This is a genomic window from Flavobacterium sp. JLP (genome assembly GCF_015350755.1).
Lineage (GTDB): Bacteria > Bacteroidota > Bacteroidia > Flavobacteriales > Flavobacteriaceae > Flavobacterium.
The window spans coordinates 28,002-43,364 of sequence record NZ_JADKPS010000003.1 but is presented as its reverse complement, the minus strand read 5'-3'; the positions used below and the strand labels follow the sequence as shown (position 1 = coordinate 43,364).

Sequence of the window (15,363 nt, the reverse complement as noted above, 5' to 3'; positions counted from 1 at the left end):
GTGTGATTCTTCCTTCGTCAGGATGACAAGATTACGAACAATTGGAATTTGGAATTTAAAATTTTGGAATTTATTTCAAAATTCCAGCCTTATAAGTAGCAATAGCGTGATCTCTTGCAAAGGCATGGTCGATCATTGGTTCATTATATCCTAAATCAAATTCTGGAATCCATTTGCGGATGTAGATTCCTTTTTGGTCAAATTTCTTTAGTTGAATTTCAGGATTAAAAACTCTGAAATAGGGCGCAGCATCACAACCCGTTCCAGCTGCCCATTGCCAGTTGCCTACATTTGAGGCCAATTCAAAATCTAGTAATTTTTCTGCAAAATACGCTTCGCCCCATTGCCAGTTAATTAGCAAATGTTTGCATAAAAAACTTGCTACTACCATTCGCACGCGATTGTGCATGTATCCGGTTTCATTGAGCTGACGCATTCCGGCATCGACCATTGGGTAACCTGTTGTGCCAGAACACCATCGTTTAAAATCGTCTTCGTTATTTCGCCATTGGATGCCGTCGTAAGCTGATTTAAAATTGTGATTAACACAATTTGGAAAACTGAAAAGAATCTGAATAAAAAATTCTCTCCAAATCAATTCGCTTAAAAAAGTTTGATTTTTCTTGTTCGCCCAATTGACTAATTTTCGGATACTGACAGTTCCGAAACGCAAATGAGGAGACAGATAAGAAGTGCTGTCTAAAGCTGGAAAATCTCTCGTTTCTTTATAATTTGAAATGTGAGTTAAGTTGTGTGGAAGCACTTTTATTAAACTTCTTTCAAAACCAATTTCAACTAATTCGGGAAATCTAAATTGATTTTTTGCAAAATTTGCAAAGTAAGGTTTGGTATCATATTCTGGAGCTTGTTCAGAGAAATGATATTTCTCGAGCCATTTGTTTTTATATGGTGTGTAAATCGTGTAAGGCAGTCCGTCTGCTTTTGTGATTTCTTTTTCTTCAAAAATTACATGATCTTTAAATGAAAAAGTTTCAATATTATTTTTTTTTACTAAAGAAGAAATTGCTAAATCGCGTTCAATAGCATATGGTTCGTAATCCTTATTGAAGAAGATTTTCTGAATATCAAATTCTTCTAATAGCGATTTCCAAACATCAATTGTTTTTCCTTTTTTAATTAAAAGAGAAGAGTCAATTCCAACAAGTTCAGTATTTATTTTTTGAAGGGAATCATAAATAAAACTTACCCGTGCATCGTTTTTAGGAAGGTTTTCTAGAATATCTTCATCAAAAATGAATAATGGAACTACAGGAAATTCAGAGTTTAAGGCATGAAATAATCCAGTATTATCTTCTAAACGCAAATCACGTCTAAACCAGAAAAAAGTAACTTTTTGTTTTGTCATTATATTAATTTCTGCTTTTGAAATTTTGTTGTGTTGCCAGAGATTTCTATTAGAATAAAAACGTTTAATGATTTGTATTAAGCTGTGAAATCTTTAGCAGAACTTATTTCAAATTGAATAATTCTTCAATCTTATTGTGGCGATATTCAAAAATGGCTTTTAATTTTCTTTTTACAATTAAAGCATTCATAAGTCGGCCTAAATACCAAAAAGGCAAAGCATAATGCACAATATCGACCATTTTTGTTCCGTTTGCGACAGGCTCAAAAAAATGTTTATGATGCCATAAAGCGTAAGGACCAAAACGCTGCTCATCTATAAAGTATTGATTTTCTTTTGAAACAGTTATGATCGTTACCCAGTTTATTTTTATTCCTAAAAGAGGTTTTAATGTGTATGTAATAATTTGACCAGGATACATGCGCTTGCCGTCAAAATCTTGAATCTCAAAACTCATATTGTCAAGAGTTATGGTTTGAAGGTTATTTGGGCTTGAAAAAAAATCCCAGCATTCTTCAATACTGGCATTGATATGCTGTACAGCTTCTATTTTATATACTTTCATAAAGTAAATTTACATTTTGTAATATTTGAAAGGAACAAATAACATTCCGAAGCATTCTCCATGCTCTTTTCCTAAATGTTTGTGGTGAATTTTATGTGCTTTTCGCAACCCAATAAGGTATTTGTTTTTAGTGTTTTTAAACCATTTAAAACGCTGATGAATCAAAACGTCATGAATTAAAAAGTAGCATATTCCGTAAGTTGTTATGCCACAAGCAACAAAAAACCAATAATTAAATCCGCCTTGAACTCCAAAATAAAACAGCACGATGCTCGGAACCGCAAAGATTACAAAGAAAACGTCGTTGCGCTCAAAAGTATGCTCGTACTTAGGCTGATGATGATCAGCGTGAAAATACCACATAAGCCCGTGCATAATGTATTTGTGCGTGAGCCATGTAACACATTCCATGAACAGAAAAACACCTAAAAAGATTAAGAAAGAAATCATTTTTTTTTATTTGTTGAAATATTAAAATTATTATTTAAAATATGATGAGCTTACCTTTAAATTATAAAAGATTGACTCAAAAAAGTATTTAGTATTTAGAGCTAAAGAATTAGGAAATCTAAACCAGCTTCAATTTGTAAGTTACAAAAGATTGCGCTAAAAGTCCTGCTTTAGTATAATTTGAAACTCTGATTCTAGAAGTTCCAATTTCGTAATAAGGTGTATTTTTTAGCTTTTTCAGTAATTTTTTATAATAAACAAAAGCAGTATAAACGCCAAATTTAGCTTCGATAGGAAGTTTTACAATTCCTTGATATGCAATTCTAAAATCTTCTTCGATTTCATTGATAATGGCTGTTTTTGCATTTTCATCAAAAGAATTCAAATCGACTCCTGGAAAATAATTTCGGTTTAAAACCAAATTATCATCTTTTAAATCTCTTAAAAAATTCACTTTCTGAAAAGCAGATCCTAGACGCATTGCTTCGTTTTTAAGCTGTTCGTATTTATGATCTTTTCCTGAAACGAAAACTTTCAAGCACATCAAGCCAACAACATCTGCAGAACCGTAGATATAATCTTCATATTCAGTTTGTGTATTATAAGTTGATTTTATAAGATCGAGTTTCATACTTTTTAAAAAAGCCTGAATCATATCATCTGTAATATTGTATTCTTTTACAGTGTGCTGAAAAGAGTTCAGAATCGGATTAAGGCTGATTCCAAGTTCCATCGCTTTATAAAACTCTTTTTCAAAATCGTTTATGAGACTTTCTTTGTCGTATTCATGAAACGAATCTACAATTTCATCTGCAAAGCGGACAAAACCATATATGCTGTAAATAGCATCGCGAATACTTGGCGACAACATCTTTACTGCTAGCGAAAATGAGGTGCTGTAGTGCTGTGTAACAAGCTTACTGCATTTAGAAGAAACGGCGTCGAATAGTGATTTCATTTTTTTAAGATCTAAGATTTTTGAATTAACTCAGCAACCAATTTTCCCGAAATTAAAGCAGGCGGAACCCCTGGTCCAGGAACGGTTAGTTGCCCTGTGAAGTATAAATTCTTTACTTTTTTGCTTTTTAATTTCGGTCTTAAAAAAGCAGTTTGTAATAAGGTATTTGCCATTCCGTAGGCATTTCCTTTGTACGCGTTATAATCGGATACAAAATCATTTTTACAGAATGATCTATTAAATATAATACTATTTTTAATTTTTTGTTGTGTAAGTGCTTCAAAACGAGTGATAATTTTTTCGAAATATTCTTCTCGAAGCGATTCACTGTCTGTTATTCCCGGTGCTAACGGAATCAAAAAGAAACCGCTTTCCATACCTTCCGGCGCAGCAGTTATGTCTGTTTTAGAGGGAAAATTGGCGTAAAATAACGGAGACTCTGGCCATTTTGGTTTATCATAAATATCTGCTGCATGCTGATTAAAATCAACATCGAAAAACAGTGCATGATGCGTTATGTTTTCTATTTTTTTATTAAAGCCCACGAAAAATAGGAGAGAAGAAGGTGCAAAAACACGGCTATCCCAATATTTTTCAGAGTAAGCTCTGTCTGATTTTTCAAGTAAAGTTTCTGTATGATGATAATCAGCACCGCTTAAGATAATATCTGCACTAATGATTTTTCCGTTGATAACAATTCCAGTTGCCGTTTTGTTTTCGACAATTATTTTTTCTATTGCCGAATTGGTTTCAATTGAAACGCCTAATTCACGAGCTAGTTTTTCCATACCGCGAACAACATCAAACATACCGGTTTTAGGATGCCAAGTGCCTAAGCCAAAATCGGCATAATTCATAAAATTGTAAAATGAAGGTGTTTTGGTAGGTTTTGCTCCCAAAAATAAGACTGGAAATTCAAGAATCTGAATCAGTTTTTCATTTTTGAACTTCTTGCGGATATCAGTACTTACGTTGCTAAAAAATTGACCAAGTTTTAAAGTAGTTTCGAGAGTGACTAATTCTAGCGCCGAAACCCCAGGGCGATAAACTAAATCTTTGATCGCAATATCATAATTGCTTTTGGCTTGATTGATAAAGGTTTCTAACTGTTTACCGCTTCCTTCTTCAATACTTTCAAAAGTAGACTTGATTTCCTCTAAATTGTCGTAAATGTTAATGAAATCGTCAACGCCAAAATAAACCCGATAGGCTGGATTCAATTTTACGAGTTCATAATAATCGGATGTTTTTTTGTTAAAATCCTGAAAAAAACGTTCAAAAACATCGGGCATCCAATACCAGCTTGGTCCCATGTCAAATGTAAATCCGTCTTTTTTAAATTGTCTGGCTCTACCGCCAATACTATCATTTTTTTCATAGATAGTCACCTTGTTGCCTTGCTGAGCCAAGTAACATGAAGCGGCTAAAGCTGAGAAGCCTGATCCTATTATTGCTATTGTTTTTGTTTTTGTCATCTGTTTAACAAATGTACAAAAACTTTAAACAAAAATATTAGATTTGTTCTATTGTTTCTTCCATAGAATCAAAAATTCGAATTCTGTCTGGCAAATTAGCTTGATCAATATGTTCTACCATGTTGCCCATAAGCCAAATTTCGTTGTTTTTTAGAAGTAATTTTTGTGCCATAGTCTTAACGTATTGATTGATAACACTACGATCTGGCTGTACAGTCATAAAAGAAACGAAAGTAATGTTCTCAAAATGACGCGTAAGATCCTGTAAATTTTCTATCGGCATACTTTCGCCTAAATAGATGGTTTTGTATCCTTTAGATAAAATTTCGTATTGCAGATATAATAATCCAATTTGATGAATTTCATTTAATGGCAAGGAAAGTACAAATAATCGATCTGTTTTAGTTGGCTTTAATATTTGAAGGCTTTCGGTATAAATTAAAATCTTCTGCTTGATCAAATGGCTCATGAAGTGCTCATTTGCAGGAGTTATCGTTTCAGATTGCCACAATAATCCTAACTCTTTTAATAACGGCAAAAAGTGATCTTTGAAAACTTCTTTAAAGCTTTTTTCAGAAATCAGCCAATCAAAAGTGGTGAAAAACAATTCTTGGTCAAAATTCATCATTGCCATCTTAAATGAAGTGATGGCGTAGTTTTGAGAATTTTTCTTGGAGATAATTTCTCTAACTAATTGCGGAATTTTATCATCAGGATAAGTAGCTATTTTAGATATTTTATAACCGTATTCGTGTAATAATGTTATGTTTAAAAGCTTTTGTAAGTTTTGTAAATTATACAGTCTGATATTAGTATCAGTTCGCATGGGTTCAAGAATATTGTATCTTTTTTCCCATATTCTGATTGTATGAGCTTTTATGCCAGATAAGTTTTCAAGATCTTTAATGCTAAAGACCGTTTTTATATTGTTCACCATTTGTTATTATTGAATAAACAAAAATAAAATAAAATCTGAAATAACCCTTAAAACTTACTAAAAATGGTCGATTATTCGAGGTTTGTAGTATCATACTGATTTAATTTATCTAAATACAAAATCGTTTTAGTGCCATCCTTGCTTCTATTGTACATTGTTACGAATTTTGCGCCATAAATAATCTCACTAAAAATATAAGAAGTTCGGGCTGCAACAGTGTTGCTATACAAATCATCAAAAGTGGTAATGAAAACTAAAATTTCGCCATGTATTTTTTTAAAGTCTTCTTCAGTAAAATTGTATAAAGGACTTTGTTCTGTTATAGGATGAACTAGTGTCCAGCTTAAAGAAAGTGCATTAATTCGATCTAATTCGAGTTCTAAATTGTAGAATTTGTTTGTTCTTACGCCGTTTTCTTCAACACTCATTCCTAATGTAACTTTTGCTTTTGCATCTGTAAAATTGGTATTTTTAAAAGGAACAAGACGTATCATTAGGCCTTTATTTTCTCCGTAAGGCGAGATTAAGGCATTGTGCGAAAACTTCAGGAAAGCGGTTGGCTTGCTGAATCTTCCAAAAAATAAACCTGTTGCAATAGCAAAGCTCAATAAACCAATTAAGGCTTCCGCCGAAGACAAAGCGCTTGTTAAAAATCCGGTTGGACTTATATGGCCGTAACCAACAGTTGTAAAAGTTTGTGCACTAAAAAAATAAGCTTGCCCAAATTGAGTCAATACACTTTGCGATTGTGCGATTCCGTCGAGATGTTGAATTCCGATTGCATAGTAAATAACAGCGAAAATAAAATTGATTACGATGTAAAAAGTAAAAAGTATCAACATGAATTTCCAATTAGGCATATCGATCATGGTATGATACCAGCTAATGCGTCGAAGTATATTCATACCTCTTTTTTCGATATTTGGGGTTCCGTTTTTATTTACGAATCTCCCGCCATAACTGCCTGCATTTGTCCCGAATCCAGAGTTTTTATCGGTTTGAGCGTTGTTGTTTATTTTTTTAAGAAGTGCCATCGAAATTAAATTTGAATGACAAATGTAAGGATATCTTTAATAGGAAATTGTGGTTGGGTTTTTAATAAAAAAGCAACCTGTAAACAGCTAGTTTAAAGATTGCTTTTTAGTTATTTTTAATTGTAAAATCAGTTTATTTGCAAAAAGTAGCCCTGTTTTTAATCGCACTCTGACTTCCTAATTCGATTGCTTTAGAGAAATCGCTGCAGGCATTTTTTTTGTCTCCAATTTTATTATATGCCAAAGCTCTAAGATTGTAGGCAATATAATCTTTCGGATTTAAACCTAATGAAGCAGTGCAGTCTTCGATAGTTTCTTTAAAGTTCATCAATTTGTAATTTACGTTTGCTCTTCCCGTAAAGGCATCTGCATTCATGTCGTCTAATTCGATGGTTTTGCTAAAATCTGCCAACGCACCTTTTAAGTCGTTGATTTTAAATTTTGCAACACCTCTGTTTTGGTAGGCTTCAACAAATTTTGAATTCATGCCGATGGCTTTAGTATAATCAGCGATGGCGCCTTTTGTGTTGCCGGCTTCGGCTTTTTTCATGGCTTTGTCAAAATAAGCCGTTGCAGATTGCGCCCAGGTAGAGCAGGTAATCATAATAAATGATGCTAATAGTAGGTGTTTCATAAACTAATTTGGGATTAGGTTGATGTGTTAATTAATTCTGAAACGAATTTAGCAAAGTTTTATTTGTAAGAGAAGTTCTTTTTGTGAAATAATCTTGATTAATTTTAAATATAATATAAATTATTTGCCCAAATTCAAATAAAATTAAACTCTTAAAGAACCGCGAAATCCCCTTGCAGCATAATAAGATTCTGCTCCATTATGATATACAAAAACAGTGTCGTAACGAAAATCTGAAAACAGCGCGCCTCCTAATTTTCGAATGTTAGAAGGTGTGGCAATCCAGCTCGAGGTTTTAGTATCAAAATTTCCCAGTTGCTGTAATTCGCGATATTGTTCTTCTGTCAAGATTTCAATTCCCATTTCTTCAGCCAAATCAATTGCACTGTTTTTGGGTTTGTTTTCTTTTCTTGAATCAAGCGCTTTTCGATCATAACAAAGACTTCTTCTTGCTTTTGGACTTTCGGCCACGCAATCAAAAAAAATGTATTCATCTTTTTTTTCATCATATCCAACCACATCAGGCTCGCCTTCCGTTTTTTCCATTTGAAGCAATGACCAAAGTTTCTCTGTATGAGATTGCAGTTTTTTTTCTACTTTAGACCATTCAATACCTTTATGACGGCTCATGTTTTTTTCAAAACGAGCTTTCAAAATACTGATGATTTCTTCCTGCTCTTCTTGTGTCAACTTGTTTTTTATGAAGCTCATGTTGTTTGCTTTTTTTAGAGGGGTGAATTAAAATTAATCATTTAATCCTTTTCCGTCAAGAATTAGCGGGATATATTTCTCGACTCTTGATTCTCTCGTTTTAGATTGTTTAGGCTGCGAAAAATGAAGCAAGTAAGCTCTTTGACGTCCTGGCGTTAGACTTTCAAAAGCTTTTTTTAATTTAAAATCTTCATCAAGTTTCTTTTGAAATTCTTCAGAAACTGCAAATTCTGTTGTCTTTTTTAAATCGACTTTTAAGCCTGCTTTTTCAATTTCGATCGCTTCATAGATATACCTTTTTAAAACGTCTTTTAATTCAATAATTTCTTTAACGTCGGTAAATCTAATTTGTCTAGCAGCTTGCACATTTTCTGTTTGCTGAATCATAATTCCATTTGTGTCTTTTAGTAGTGCACCTTTAAAAAATAAAAAGGCACAATACTCTTTAAAGGCATGAATTAAAACAATATTGCCTTTTTGATACATGTAGCAAGGATTTCCCCATTTTAATTCTTCTGTTAACGGGCAATCAAGAGCTATGGTTCTTAATTGCTCCAATTCTTCTTGCCACTTTTGGTCTTTGTTAAAATAAAAATCAACTTTAGGATTCATTGTAACTATTTTTAAAGTTAAACCGAAATTGTTTTTCTATTTTCAGGTCTAAAATACCATGAAAGTACAGTAAGAATTAGCAATAAAGTGGGCCCAAAATATTCTTTTCCTCCATCGCCAATTGCAAAGTGCGAAAATATAGCGCCAGACATAGCAAAAAAGAAACCTGCATAGGCCCATTCTTTCAATAAGGGAAATTTTTGAATAAGAACTGCGATTACGCCAAGAATTTTCCAAACGCCTAATATTCTTAGAAAGTAAAGTGGATAACCCAAATGTGCCATCATTTCTTTTTCTTCCTTTAGTTGTAGTAATTGTACAATTCCGGTTGACAGCATTCCTAATGAAAGCCAAGCGGTTGCAATCCAATAGATAATTTTGTTTCTCTTTTTCATGATTCTTATTTTAGTTTACTAACGATGTCTTGTAAGCGATTGTGAGCCATGTTTATGCCTTGAGCAAATGGTAATTGCAGCATTTGATCTCTAAGAGCAATTGATTTGTATACCACATGCATTTTGAGTCTGCTGGTGTTTTCTGTTAATGTTTCAAATTCTAAAAATTCTAACTGAACAGCAAATGGAGAATTTTCCATTTCAAATGTTCGTGTGATTTTTTGGTTTGGAATATATTCATGAATAACACCGTTAGCCTGAAATACCACATTTCCTTTAGGATCGCTTGTTTCAAATTGATAGCCTCCGTGTTTCTTGTTTTCAAGTTTGAGTACTTTTGTTCCCATCCATTGTTCAACTATGCTTGGTTCAATGTATGCTTTAAAAAGTAAGGCTGCCGGAAGATCAAAATCTCTTGTAATTACAATTTCTTGCTTCCCATTTTCTGCGTCTATTTTTGTCTTTTGTTCCATTTTGATTTAGTTTTCGGGTTTGTAGTTTTTCATAATTGATTCAAGTTTGTTAAATCGGTCGTCCCACATTTTTCTGAAAGGCTCAATAAAATCAGCTACTTCTCTCATTTTTTTAGCATTGATATTGTAGTGAACCTCTCTGCCATTCTGTGTTTGTTGTAACAATTCGCACTCGGTTAATATTTTCAAATGCTTGGACACAGTTGGTCGCGCCGTGTCAAAGTTAGATGCAATAGCACCTGCGGTCATAGATTGCGAAGTTACCAGCAATAATATAGCTCTTCTTGTTGGATCTGCTATGGCTTGAAATACATCTCTTCTTAAATTCATTGTGAAGTTATTTGGCTACAAATTTATATGTAGTTATTTAACTACACAAATTTTTTTACTATATTTTTTAAAAATATCTAAAAGGCTGTAATAAAAAATGGTACAAAGAATTGTTTATTCTTTGTACCATAAGGTTTGAGTATAGAAGTTTTTTTAAATTATTTTTTTGACTCCAGGAATTAATACCAGCATTGATCCAAATAAAAAACTGCCTAAAATTGCCAAAGGAGCTGCAATTAAAAGTTTTATTGCAGAATCAACTTCCCAGTTTCTTAAAGCTAATGTAAAAGCAACAATTGCCAGCGGATGAAAAATATATACTGCAAAACTAGAACGGGATAGTTTATAAAGTAATGTTGATGAAGTATTCCATTTTCTTTTTCCTTTAACTAATAAAGCTGTTAGGATAGAAAGACCAATCCATTGTTCCCAGACCGCGTATAATAAAGATTGCCAGTGAAAACCGCCACAATACCAAGAAACTGGCATGTTTAATTTCTCTTTGATTATAAAAAATAGAGGAAAAAATAATAAACATAACCAAGCTGATAAAGTCAGTTGTTTTCCTGTACGCTCTGTTAGTTTGTCGAACCAGTTGTTCTTTTTTGCAATAAGGCCAATTATAAACAGTGCAATGTATTGCGGAAAATGTCCAAATTGAAAACCAATTGGTTTGAGCACCCATCCAACAGGAAATACAATTCGCACAGCAAAACTAATAATCCCCAATAATACTGCAAATAATAATATACTGCTGGTTTTTGGTACAGCTAAGGAACTTTTGTAATTAATTTTAAAAAGACTTTTCATTGTGGCATAAATTAACGCGAACAGCAATAATGCGGCGATAAACCATGTTACGCCAGTTTCGTAATCATTGTAACCAGAAAGATATTGTAGAAATGTGATGTGTTCTTCTTTTGCAAAGTAATTTACCAAATAGCTTAAAAACGGAGAAAGAATAAAAGAATAGAAGAGAAGCGGAATGCCTAATCTGATGAGACGATCCTTAATAAATTTCGCAACTCCTTTTCTATCATAAGATGCGTCTGTAAAATAAGCGGATAGCAAAAAGAAAAAGCCCATAAAAAAAGACTGATTAATGCTTATTAATATTGTCATCGGAATTCTGGCGCCTTCAATGTTTGTTTTTTCACAATAGTACCAGCCTTCAGAAGAATTATAAGCGATAAAAATGTGATGAAGTATTACTAATATTGTTAAGAGGATTTTAATATTATCTATGTAAAATAATTTGTTTGAAGTACCCGAATCCTGATTCGCGGTAAAAGTTGCAGTTGTCATAATAAATTGGTTTAGCGTTATTGATGACAAACGTACAACAAGAAGAACCCTTTGTTTTAAGGCTTGTTACTGATAACTAGCTTTTGTGATGAACAACAAGTTTAAGCGATATATTTCGTGCGAAGCTCTTGGTAATAGTTATTAAAGCTATCGATTTGTTTTCTGGAAACGGGAATTTTTATGTTGGTTTCATTAAAAGATAAAAGATAGCCTTGTGAATTTCCGGTTACCTTTTCTACTTTAAACATGTTTACTAAATAGGTTCTGTGGCATCTAAAAAAGTGTGGATAATCTTTTATTTGAGTTTCAAATTGAGTTAAAGATATTCTCTTTACTTCTGTGTTAATTTGATTGCCGTTTGATTTTGTTAACTCTATATAATTACCATCTGCTTTTGCGAAAAGTAATTGATCAATATCCAGACTAAAATCGTCTTGTTTTACCTGTGTACTAATAAAGAGATTGGACTTAAAAGTTGTTTTTTCAGGCTCAACCGCAAGTGGAATAAATTGAAGAACAAATGGTTCACCTTTTTTGGATTCAAAATAAAAGCTGGATAATCTGAGAAAGAAATAGAAAAATATTCCTGCCACAAAGCAATTTCTGATTTCTTCAAAAAAATATTTCCAAGACCAGTTGTTTGGATTATCATAAAGTAAATCTCGTAATAAAAAACTCGATACACCTATTAGAAATAAAAGAACCCCAATATGAATGTATTCTTTAAGTAAAGTCCAATTGCTTCGATTTTGTATTTTCCTGAAATAATTTAATATTTTAAAATAAGAACCTAAAATCAATGCTGGAACAAAGCCATGAAAAAAGCAGATCAATAAATAATGCATTTTGAGTTCGGGATCATAAACTCCAAAAGGTCTGAATAGCAAAAGAAAAGTTATAATAATAAGAAAAACCACAACCGAACTTTTTATTAGATTTTGAGACTGATATCTTGTAGGATATTCAATTTCCTTTGTCAAATGTTCTGTGTTGATGTAAAATCTCATGATTAAAATTTGTTCGGGAATAAAAATACAAAAAATAGTGAGGCTGCCGTTTTGTTTAAAGATTATTTGGAGGTACGGAATTCTGCACTCTTACTAAAGAGTTAAACATTATAAATGAGTTTTGTTATTATATATCTATTCAACACTTTAGAACCAAATAATTTATCTTTTAATATGGTTATATTAGCCGTTTTGTAATTAAGTGATATTTAACAAAACTCCAAATGAATAAACAAATTCTATTAGCATTACTTTTTGTGAATATATGTTGTACAAAACAAATTATTTATGCACAGGAAAAAAATAATGAAATCGCTGCTCAAGAATCTATTCAACTCGAAACGGATAAAATTTTCGATAAGCTCGTTCAAATTAGAAGAGACTTTCATGAAAATCCAGAACTTGCCGGAAAAGAAAAAAGGACACAAGAATTAATAAAAAAATATTTACTGGATTTAGGCCTTCAAGTTGAAAATAATATTTACGGTTATGGTGTTATTGGTATATTAGAAGGTACTAAAAAAGGTAAAAAAATTGGCTGGAGAGCCGATATGGATGCTTTGCCAAATGACTTTCCTGATAAATCTGATTTTAAATCCAAGATAAAAGGTGTTCAGCATGGTTGCGGACATGATATACATATGGCAATTGCGCTAGGAATTGCAGAAGTTCTAGCAAAAAACAAAAAGACATTGCACGGTACTGTTTATTTTATTTTTCAGCCAGAAGAAGAAACATTTAAAGGAGCAAAAGGAATTATTGAGAATAAAATATTTGTCAAATATAAACTTGATGAGATTTACGGACTTCATATAACGGCATTGCCGGCTGGACAAATAATGGTAAAGCCTAATGAAATGTTTGCCTACCAAAAAGAAATAGAAATAGAATTTAAAAACAGATTGTCAGGAGAAGAAGTAAAAGAACTCACGTCAAAAATTCGAAATTCTTTAGTTAGGTCGAATAACGGCAGCAAGCCATGGGAAATCCAATCTATTATAGATTCTAAAATTGGATTGATGAATCCGAACACAATATTTAAAGACTATTTAATTGTTGACGAAAATTTTAGAACCTATTCTAAAAATAATGTGTTCTATTTAAATACAGAACTATATGAAACAGATGCTGCTCGATTGAAAAATATTATTCCGACCGTTGAGCAGGTAATTAAAGATAATAATTACGCTCCTCAAATGCTTTCTATTGAGTATATAAAAGAAAATCCAACAGTTTTAAACCATCCAAATTTAACAGCCATTTCTATAAATACACTTGAAGATATGTATGGAAAAGGATTTGTAACAATTGATTACGGACAGGTTCCTTATTTTAATGATGATTTTGCCTATTTTCAGCAAAAAATACCAGGAGTTTATTTCTTGCTAGGAGGTTCTAATTTCGAAAAAGGAATTGTAGCAATGAATCATGCTCCTAATTTTGAAGTTGATGAAGAATGTATCAGAACTGGTGTAAAAGCATTTTCTTCGTTGCTATTTCAAAGAGGTGGATGAAATAAAAAATTAATTAAAAGTAGTTCGCAAGAGTTCTAATGTGAATTCTGCGGATAGAAAAGAAAAAAACCTATTTCATTTTGAAATAGGTTTTTTTCTTATGTGACCACGGTGGGATTTGAACCCACACGCCCTTACGAGCACCACCCCCTCAAGATGGCAAGTCTACCGTTTCTCCACGTGGCCCAAACAAAAAAAAGGTCAAGTAAATTAATACTCGACCTTTTTGTGACCCGACTGGGGCTCGAACCCAGGACCCCATCATTAAAAGTGATGTGCTCTACCGACTGAGCTATCGAGTCATTGCTTTCAAGAAACTTGTATTGTGAATCACAATTTGTGACCCGACTGGGGCTCGAACCCAGGACCCCATCATTAAAAGTGATGTGCTCTACCAACTGAGCTATCGAGTCATATTCGTTTCTTGAATGCGGGTGCAAATATAAGGAGTTATTTTTGATATTTGCAAGCTTATTTATTATAAATTTGTCTTTTTTTAATCAAAATTTACAACGCCTTAGTTTATAGGGTATTATTAAAATGAAAAAAATCATATTATTAGGATATATGGGTTGCGGAAAGTCAACTATTGCCCAAAACCTTTCAAAAATTACAAATATTCCGTTTTTAGATTTAGACAAATGCATAGAAAAAAGAGCAAATTTGTCCATAAATGAAATTTTCGAACAGCACGGAGAAATCTATTTCCGTAAATTAGAACACCAAATGTTCTTAGAATTACTTCAATCTTCAGAAAAAAGCATAATAGGTTTGGGTGGTGGTACACCATGTTATGCCAATAATCATGAATTATTAAAAAGAGATGATGTTATCTCGATTTATTTAAAAGCTTCAATTGAGACTTTATATAATAGATTAGTGCATAACAAAAGCAAACGCCCTTTGATCGCTAATATGGAGGAGGAAGAAATGAAAGAGTTTATCGCAAAACATTTATTCGACAGAAGCTTTTATTACAACCATGCACAGCAAAAAGTTTCGGTAGATAATAAAACGGTTGATGAAACAGTTCAGGATATTTTAGAAATTTTAGCTTAAAAAAGCATAATCATCTCCATTTTCATTAAAAACAACTTGTACATGTTCTAATAAAGATGTAGAAAGAGATATTCCTTTAAAATCGGCCTTTACAGGGTATTTTTTATGATTTCTGTCTACAAGTACCGCTGTTTTGAATTTCTTTAGCGGTACGTCTAAGAAATGACGAACAGCATAAATCAAAGTTGTGCCTGAGTTCAACACGTCATCAACTAAAACCAATCCTTTGTTTTGGTACTCTTCTTTAGTTAAAGAAGTTTGAATTGGCAATTGTGGATTCTGTTTGTCGACTTTTACTTCGCAAAGAGAAACTTTAAGTGTTGAGATATTGCTTAACGCTAAAGCAATTTTTTCGGCAAAAACAGATCCATTAGAAGCAATTCCAGCAATTACAACTTCTTCTTCGTCAACAAAGGTTTCGTAAATTTGATAGGCAATACGTTTTATTTTGTGTTCGATTTCCTGATTGGTTAAGATGATGTTTTTGCTCATGATTTATTTTTTTTGCTAAAATACAATTAGAATTTTAGATTTCAGA

At 32.5% G+C, this 15,363-nt stretch carries 18 protein-coding genes and 3 tRNA genes; 2 read left to right on the top strand and 19 right to left on the bottom strand.

The window, feature by feature from the left end:
- Positions 1–70 precede the first annotated feature (70 nt).
- The 15 genes from IRZ83_RS09580 to IRZ83_RS09510 all read right to left on the bottom strand — a co-directional run bounded on the left by IRZ83_RS09580 (position 71) and on the right by IRZ83_RS09510 (position 12,252).
- Positions 71–1,366 carry a cryptochrome/photolyase family protein gene (locus IRZ83_RS09580; protein WP_194568358.1) on the bottom strand — a complete coding sequence of 432 codons (1,296 nt, stop codon included), beginning with the start codon at positions 1,364–1,366 and terminating at the stop codon, positions 71–73.
- Between the two features lie 103 nt (positions 1,367–1,469).
- On the bottom strand, positions 1,470–1,931 hold the full coding sequence (locus IRZ83_RS09575) for an SRPBCC family protein (protein ID WP_194568356.1): 462 nt from the start codon (positions 1,929–1,931) through the stop codon (positions 1,470–1,472).
- 9 nt (positions 1,932–1,940) lie between these two features.
- Positions 1,941–2,381 carry a sterol desaturase family protein gene (locus tag IRZ83_RS09570; RefSeq protein WP_194568354.1) on the bottom strand — a complete coding sequence of 147 codons (441 nt, stop codon included), beginning with the start codon at positions 2,379–2,381 and terminating at the stop codon, positions 1,941–1,943.
- A 118-nt stretch (positions 2,382–2,499) separates the two neighbouring features.
- Complete coding sequence (locus IRZ83_RS09565; protein ID WP_194568345.1) at positions 2,500–3,339, bottom strand: phytoene/squalene synthase family protein; 840 nt, start codon at positions 3,337–3,339, stop codon at positions 2,500–2,502.
- A gap of 11 nt (positions 3,340–3,350) precedes the next feature.
- Complete coding sequence (locus tag IRZ83_RS09560; protein WP_194568343.1) at positions 3,351–4,814, bottom strand: phytoene desaturase family protein; 1,464 nt, start codon at positions 4,812–4,814, stop codon at positions 3,351–3,353.
- Positions 4,815–4,851: 37 nt separating this feature from the next.
- Positions 4,852–5,751 (bottom strand): MerR family transcriptional regulator, encoded by a 900-nt coding sequence (locus IRZ83_RS09555; protein WP_029272354.1) that lies wholly within the window; start codon positions 5,749–5,751, stop codon positions 4,852–4,854.
- Between the two features lie 71 nt (positions 5,752–5,822).
- On the bottom strand, positions 5,823–6,785 hold the full coding sequence (locus tag IRZ83_RS09550) for an ion channel (RefSeq protein ID WP_194568341.1): 963 nt from the start codon (positions 6,783–6,785) through the stop codon (positions 5,823–5,825).
- A 133-nt stretch (positions 6,786–6,918) separates the two neighbouring features.
- Entirely contained in the window at positions 6,919–7,419 is a 501-nt protein-coding gene (locus IRZ83_RS09545; protein WP_029272356.1) for a tetratricopeptide repeat protein, read from the bottom strand.
- A gap of 144 nt (positions 7,420–7,563) precedes the next feature.
- Entirely contained in the window at positions 7,564–8,130 is a 567-nt protein-coding gene (locus IRZ83_RS09540; RefSeq protein ID WP_029272357.1) for a DUF4256 domain-containing protein, read from the bottom strand.
- 33 nt (positions 8,131–8,163) lie between these two features.
- Entirely contained in the window at positions 8,164–8,742 is a 579-nt protein-coding gene (locus IRZ83_RS09535) for a YdeI/OmpD-associated family protein (protein ID WP_194568339.1), read from the bottom strand.
- Positions 8,743–8,759: 17 nt separating this feature from the next.
- Complete coding sequence (locus IRZ83_RS09530; RefSeq protein ID WP_194568337.1) at positions 8,760–9,137, bottom strand: DoxX family protein; 378 nt, start codon at positions 9,135–9,137, stop codon at positions 8,760–8,762.
- 5 nt (positions 9,138–9,142) lie between these two features.
- Positions 9,143–9,610 (bottom strand): SRPBCC domain-containing protein, encoded by a 468-nt coding sequence (locus IRZ83_RS09525; protein ID WP_194568335.1) that lies wholly within the window; start codon positions 9,608–9,610, stop codon positions 9,143–9,145.
- 6 nt (positions 9,611–9,616) lie between these two features.
- Entirely contained in the window at positions 9,617–9,940 is a 324-nt protein-coding gene (locus IRZ83_RS09520) for an ArsR/SmtB family transcription factor (protein ID WP_194568333.1), read from the bottom strand.
- A 153-nt stretch (positions 9,941–10,093) separates the two neighbouring features.
- Positions 10,094–11,245: an acyltransferase family protein gene (locus IRZ83_RS09515; RefSeq protein WP_194568331.1), complete on the bottom strand. Its 1,152-nt coding sequence runs from the start codon at positions 11,243–11,245 to the stop codon at positions 10,094–10,096.
- Between the two features lie 101 nt (positions 11,246–11,346).
- Positions 11,347–12,252: a LytTR family transcriptional regulator DNA-binding domain-containing protein gene (locus tag IRZ83_RS09510; protein WP_194568329.1), complete on the bottom strand. Its 906-nt coding sequence runs from the start codon at positions 12,250–12,252 to the stop codon at positions 11,347–11,349.
- 224 nt (positions 12,253–12,476) lie between these two features.
- Between IRZ83_RS09510 and IRZ83_RS09505 the strand changes: the two genes are divergently transcribed.
- A complete protein-coding gene (locus IRZ83_RS09505) occupies positions 12,477–13,766 on the top strand; it encodes a M20 family metallopeptidase (protein WP_194568327.1) in 1,290 nt (429 codons plus the stop codon).
- Between the two features lie 103 nt (positions 13,767–13,869).
- Here the strand turns inward: IRZ83_RS09505 and IRZ83_RS09500 are convergent.
- The 3 genes from IRZ83_RS09500 to IRZ83_RS09490 all read right to left on the bottom strand — a co-directional run bounded on the left by IRZ83_RS09500 (position 13,870) and on the right by IRZ83_RS09490 (position 14,179).
- Positions 13,870–13,952, bottom strand: a tRNA-Leu gene (locus IRZ83_RS09500).
- A gap of 43 nt (positions 13,953–13,995) precedes the next feature.
- Positions 13,996–14,068: transfer RNA gene (locus IRZ83_RS09495), tRNA-Lys, on the bottom strand.
- 38 nt (positions 14,069–14,106) lie between these two features.
- Positions 14,107–14,179 (bottom strand) — tRNA-Lys (locus tag IRZ83_RS09490).
- Between the two features lie 127 nt (positions 14,180–14,306).
- On the opposite strand from IRZ83_RS09490, the gene IRZ83_RS09485 reads away from it, so the two are divergent.
- Positions 14,307–14,825, top strand: coding sequence for a shikimate kinase (locus IRZ83_RS09485; RefSeq protein ID WP_194568325.1), 519 nt, complete (start codon positions 14,307–14,309; stop codon positions 14,823–14,825).
- Here IRZ83_RS09485 and IRZ83_RS09480 read toward each other — a convergent pair.
- A complete protein-coding gene (locus IRZ83_RS09480) occupies positions 14,817–15,317 on the bottom strand; it encodes a phosphoribosyltransferase domain-containing protein (protein WP_029272366.1) in 501 nt (166 codons plus the stop codon). The genes IRZ83_RS09485 and IRZ83_RS09480 overlap by 9 nt on opposite strands.
- Positions 15,318–15,363 lie beyond the last annotated feature (46 nt).

Bases quoted from the DNA above. Each gene is read 5' to 3' on its own strand.
- IRZ83_RS09580 (WP_194568358.1), bottom strand. From the start codon at position 1,366: ATGACAAAACAAAAAGTTACTTTTTTCTGGTTTAGACGTGATTTGCGT.
- IRZ83_RS09575 (WP_194568356.1), bottom strand. From the start codon at position 1,931: ATGAAAGTATATAAAATAGAAGCTGTACAGCATATCAATGCCAGTATT.
- IRZ83_RS09570 (WP_194568354.1), bottom strand. From the start codon at position 2,381: ATGATTTCTTTCTTAATCTTTTTAGGTGTTTTTCTGTTCATGGAATGT.
- IRZ83_RS09565 (WP_194568345.1), bottom strand. From the start codon at position 3,339: ATGAAATCACTATTCGACGCCGTTTCTTCTAAATGCAGTAAGCTTGTT.
- IRZ83_RS09560 (WP_194568343.1), bottom strand. From the start codon at position 4,814: ATGACAAAAACAAAAACAATAGCAATAATAGGATCAGGCTTCTCAGCT.
- IRZ83_RS09555 (WP_029272354.1), bottom strand. From the start codon at position 5,751: ATGGTGAACAATATAAAAACGGTCTTTAGCATTAAAGATCTTGAAAAC.
- IRZ83_RS09550 (WP_194568341.1), bottom strand. From the start codon at position 6,785: ATGGCACTTCTTAAAAAAATAAACAACAACGCTCAAACCGATAAAAAC.
- IRZ83_RS09545 (WP_029272356.1), bottom strand. From the start codon at position 7,419: ATGAAACACCTACTATTAGCATCATTTATTATGATTACCTGCTCTACC.
- IRZ83_RS09540 (WP_029272357.1), bottom strand. From the start codon at position 8,130: ATGAGCTTCATAAAAAACAAGTTGACACAAGAAGAGCAGGAAGAAATC.
- IRZ83_RS09535 (WP_194568339.1), bottom strand. From the start codon at position 8,742: ATGAATCCTAAAGTTGATTTTTATTTTAACAAAGACCAAAAGTGGCAA.
- IRZ83_RS09530 (WP_194568337.1), bottom strand. From the start codon at position 9,137: ATGAAAAAGAGAAACAAAATTATCTATTGGATTGCAACCGCTTGGCTT.
- IRZ83_RS09525 (WP_194568335.1), bottom strand. From the start codon at position 9,610: ATGGAACAAAAGACAAAAATAGACGCAGAAAATGGGAAGCAAGAAATT.
- IRZ83_RS09520 (WP_194568333.1), bottom strand. From the start codon at position 9,940: ATGAATTTAAGAAGAGATGTATTTCAAGCCATAGCAGATCCAACAAGA.
- IRZ83_RS09515 (WP_194568331.1), bottom strand. From the start codon at position 11,245: ATGACAACTGCAACTTTTACCGCGAATCAGGATTCGGGTACTTCAAAC.
- IRZ83_RS09510 (WP_194568329.1), bottom strand. From the start codon at position 12,252: ATGAGATTTTACATCAACACAGAACATTTGACAAAGGAAATTGAATAT.
- IRZ83_RS09505 (WP_194568327.1), top strand. From the start codon at position 12,477: ATGAATAAACAAATTCTATTAGCATTACTTTTTGTGAATATATGTTGT.
- IRZ83_RS09485 (WP_194568325.1), top strand. From the start codon at position 14,307: ATGAAAAAAATCATATTATTAGGATATATGGGTTGCGGAAAGTCAACT.
- IRZ83_RS09480 (WP_029272366.1), bottom strand. From the start codon at position 15,317: ATGAGCAAAAACATCATCTTAACCAATCAGGAAATCGAACACAAAATA.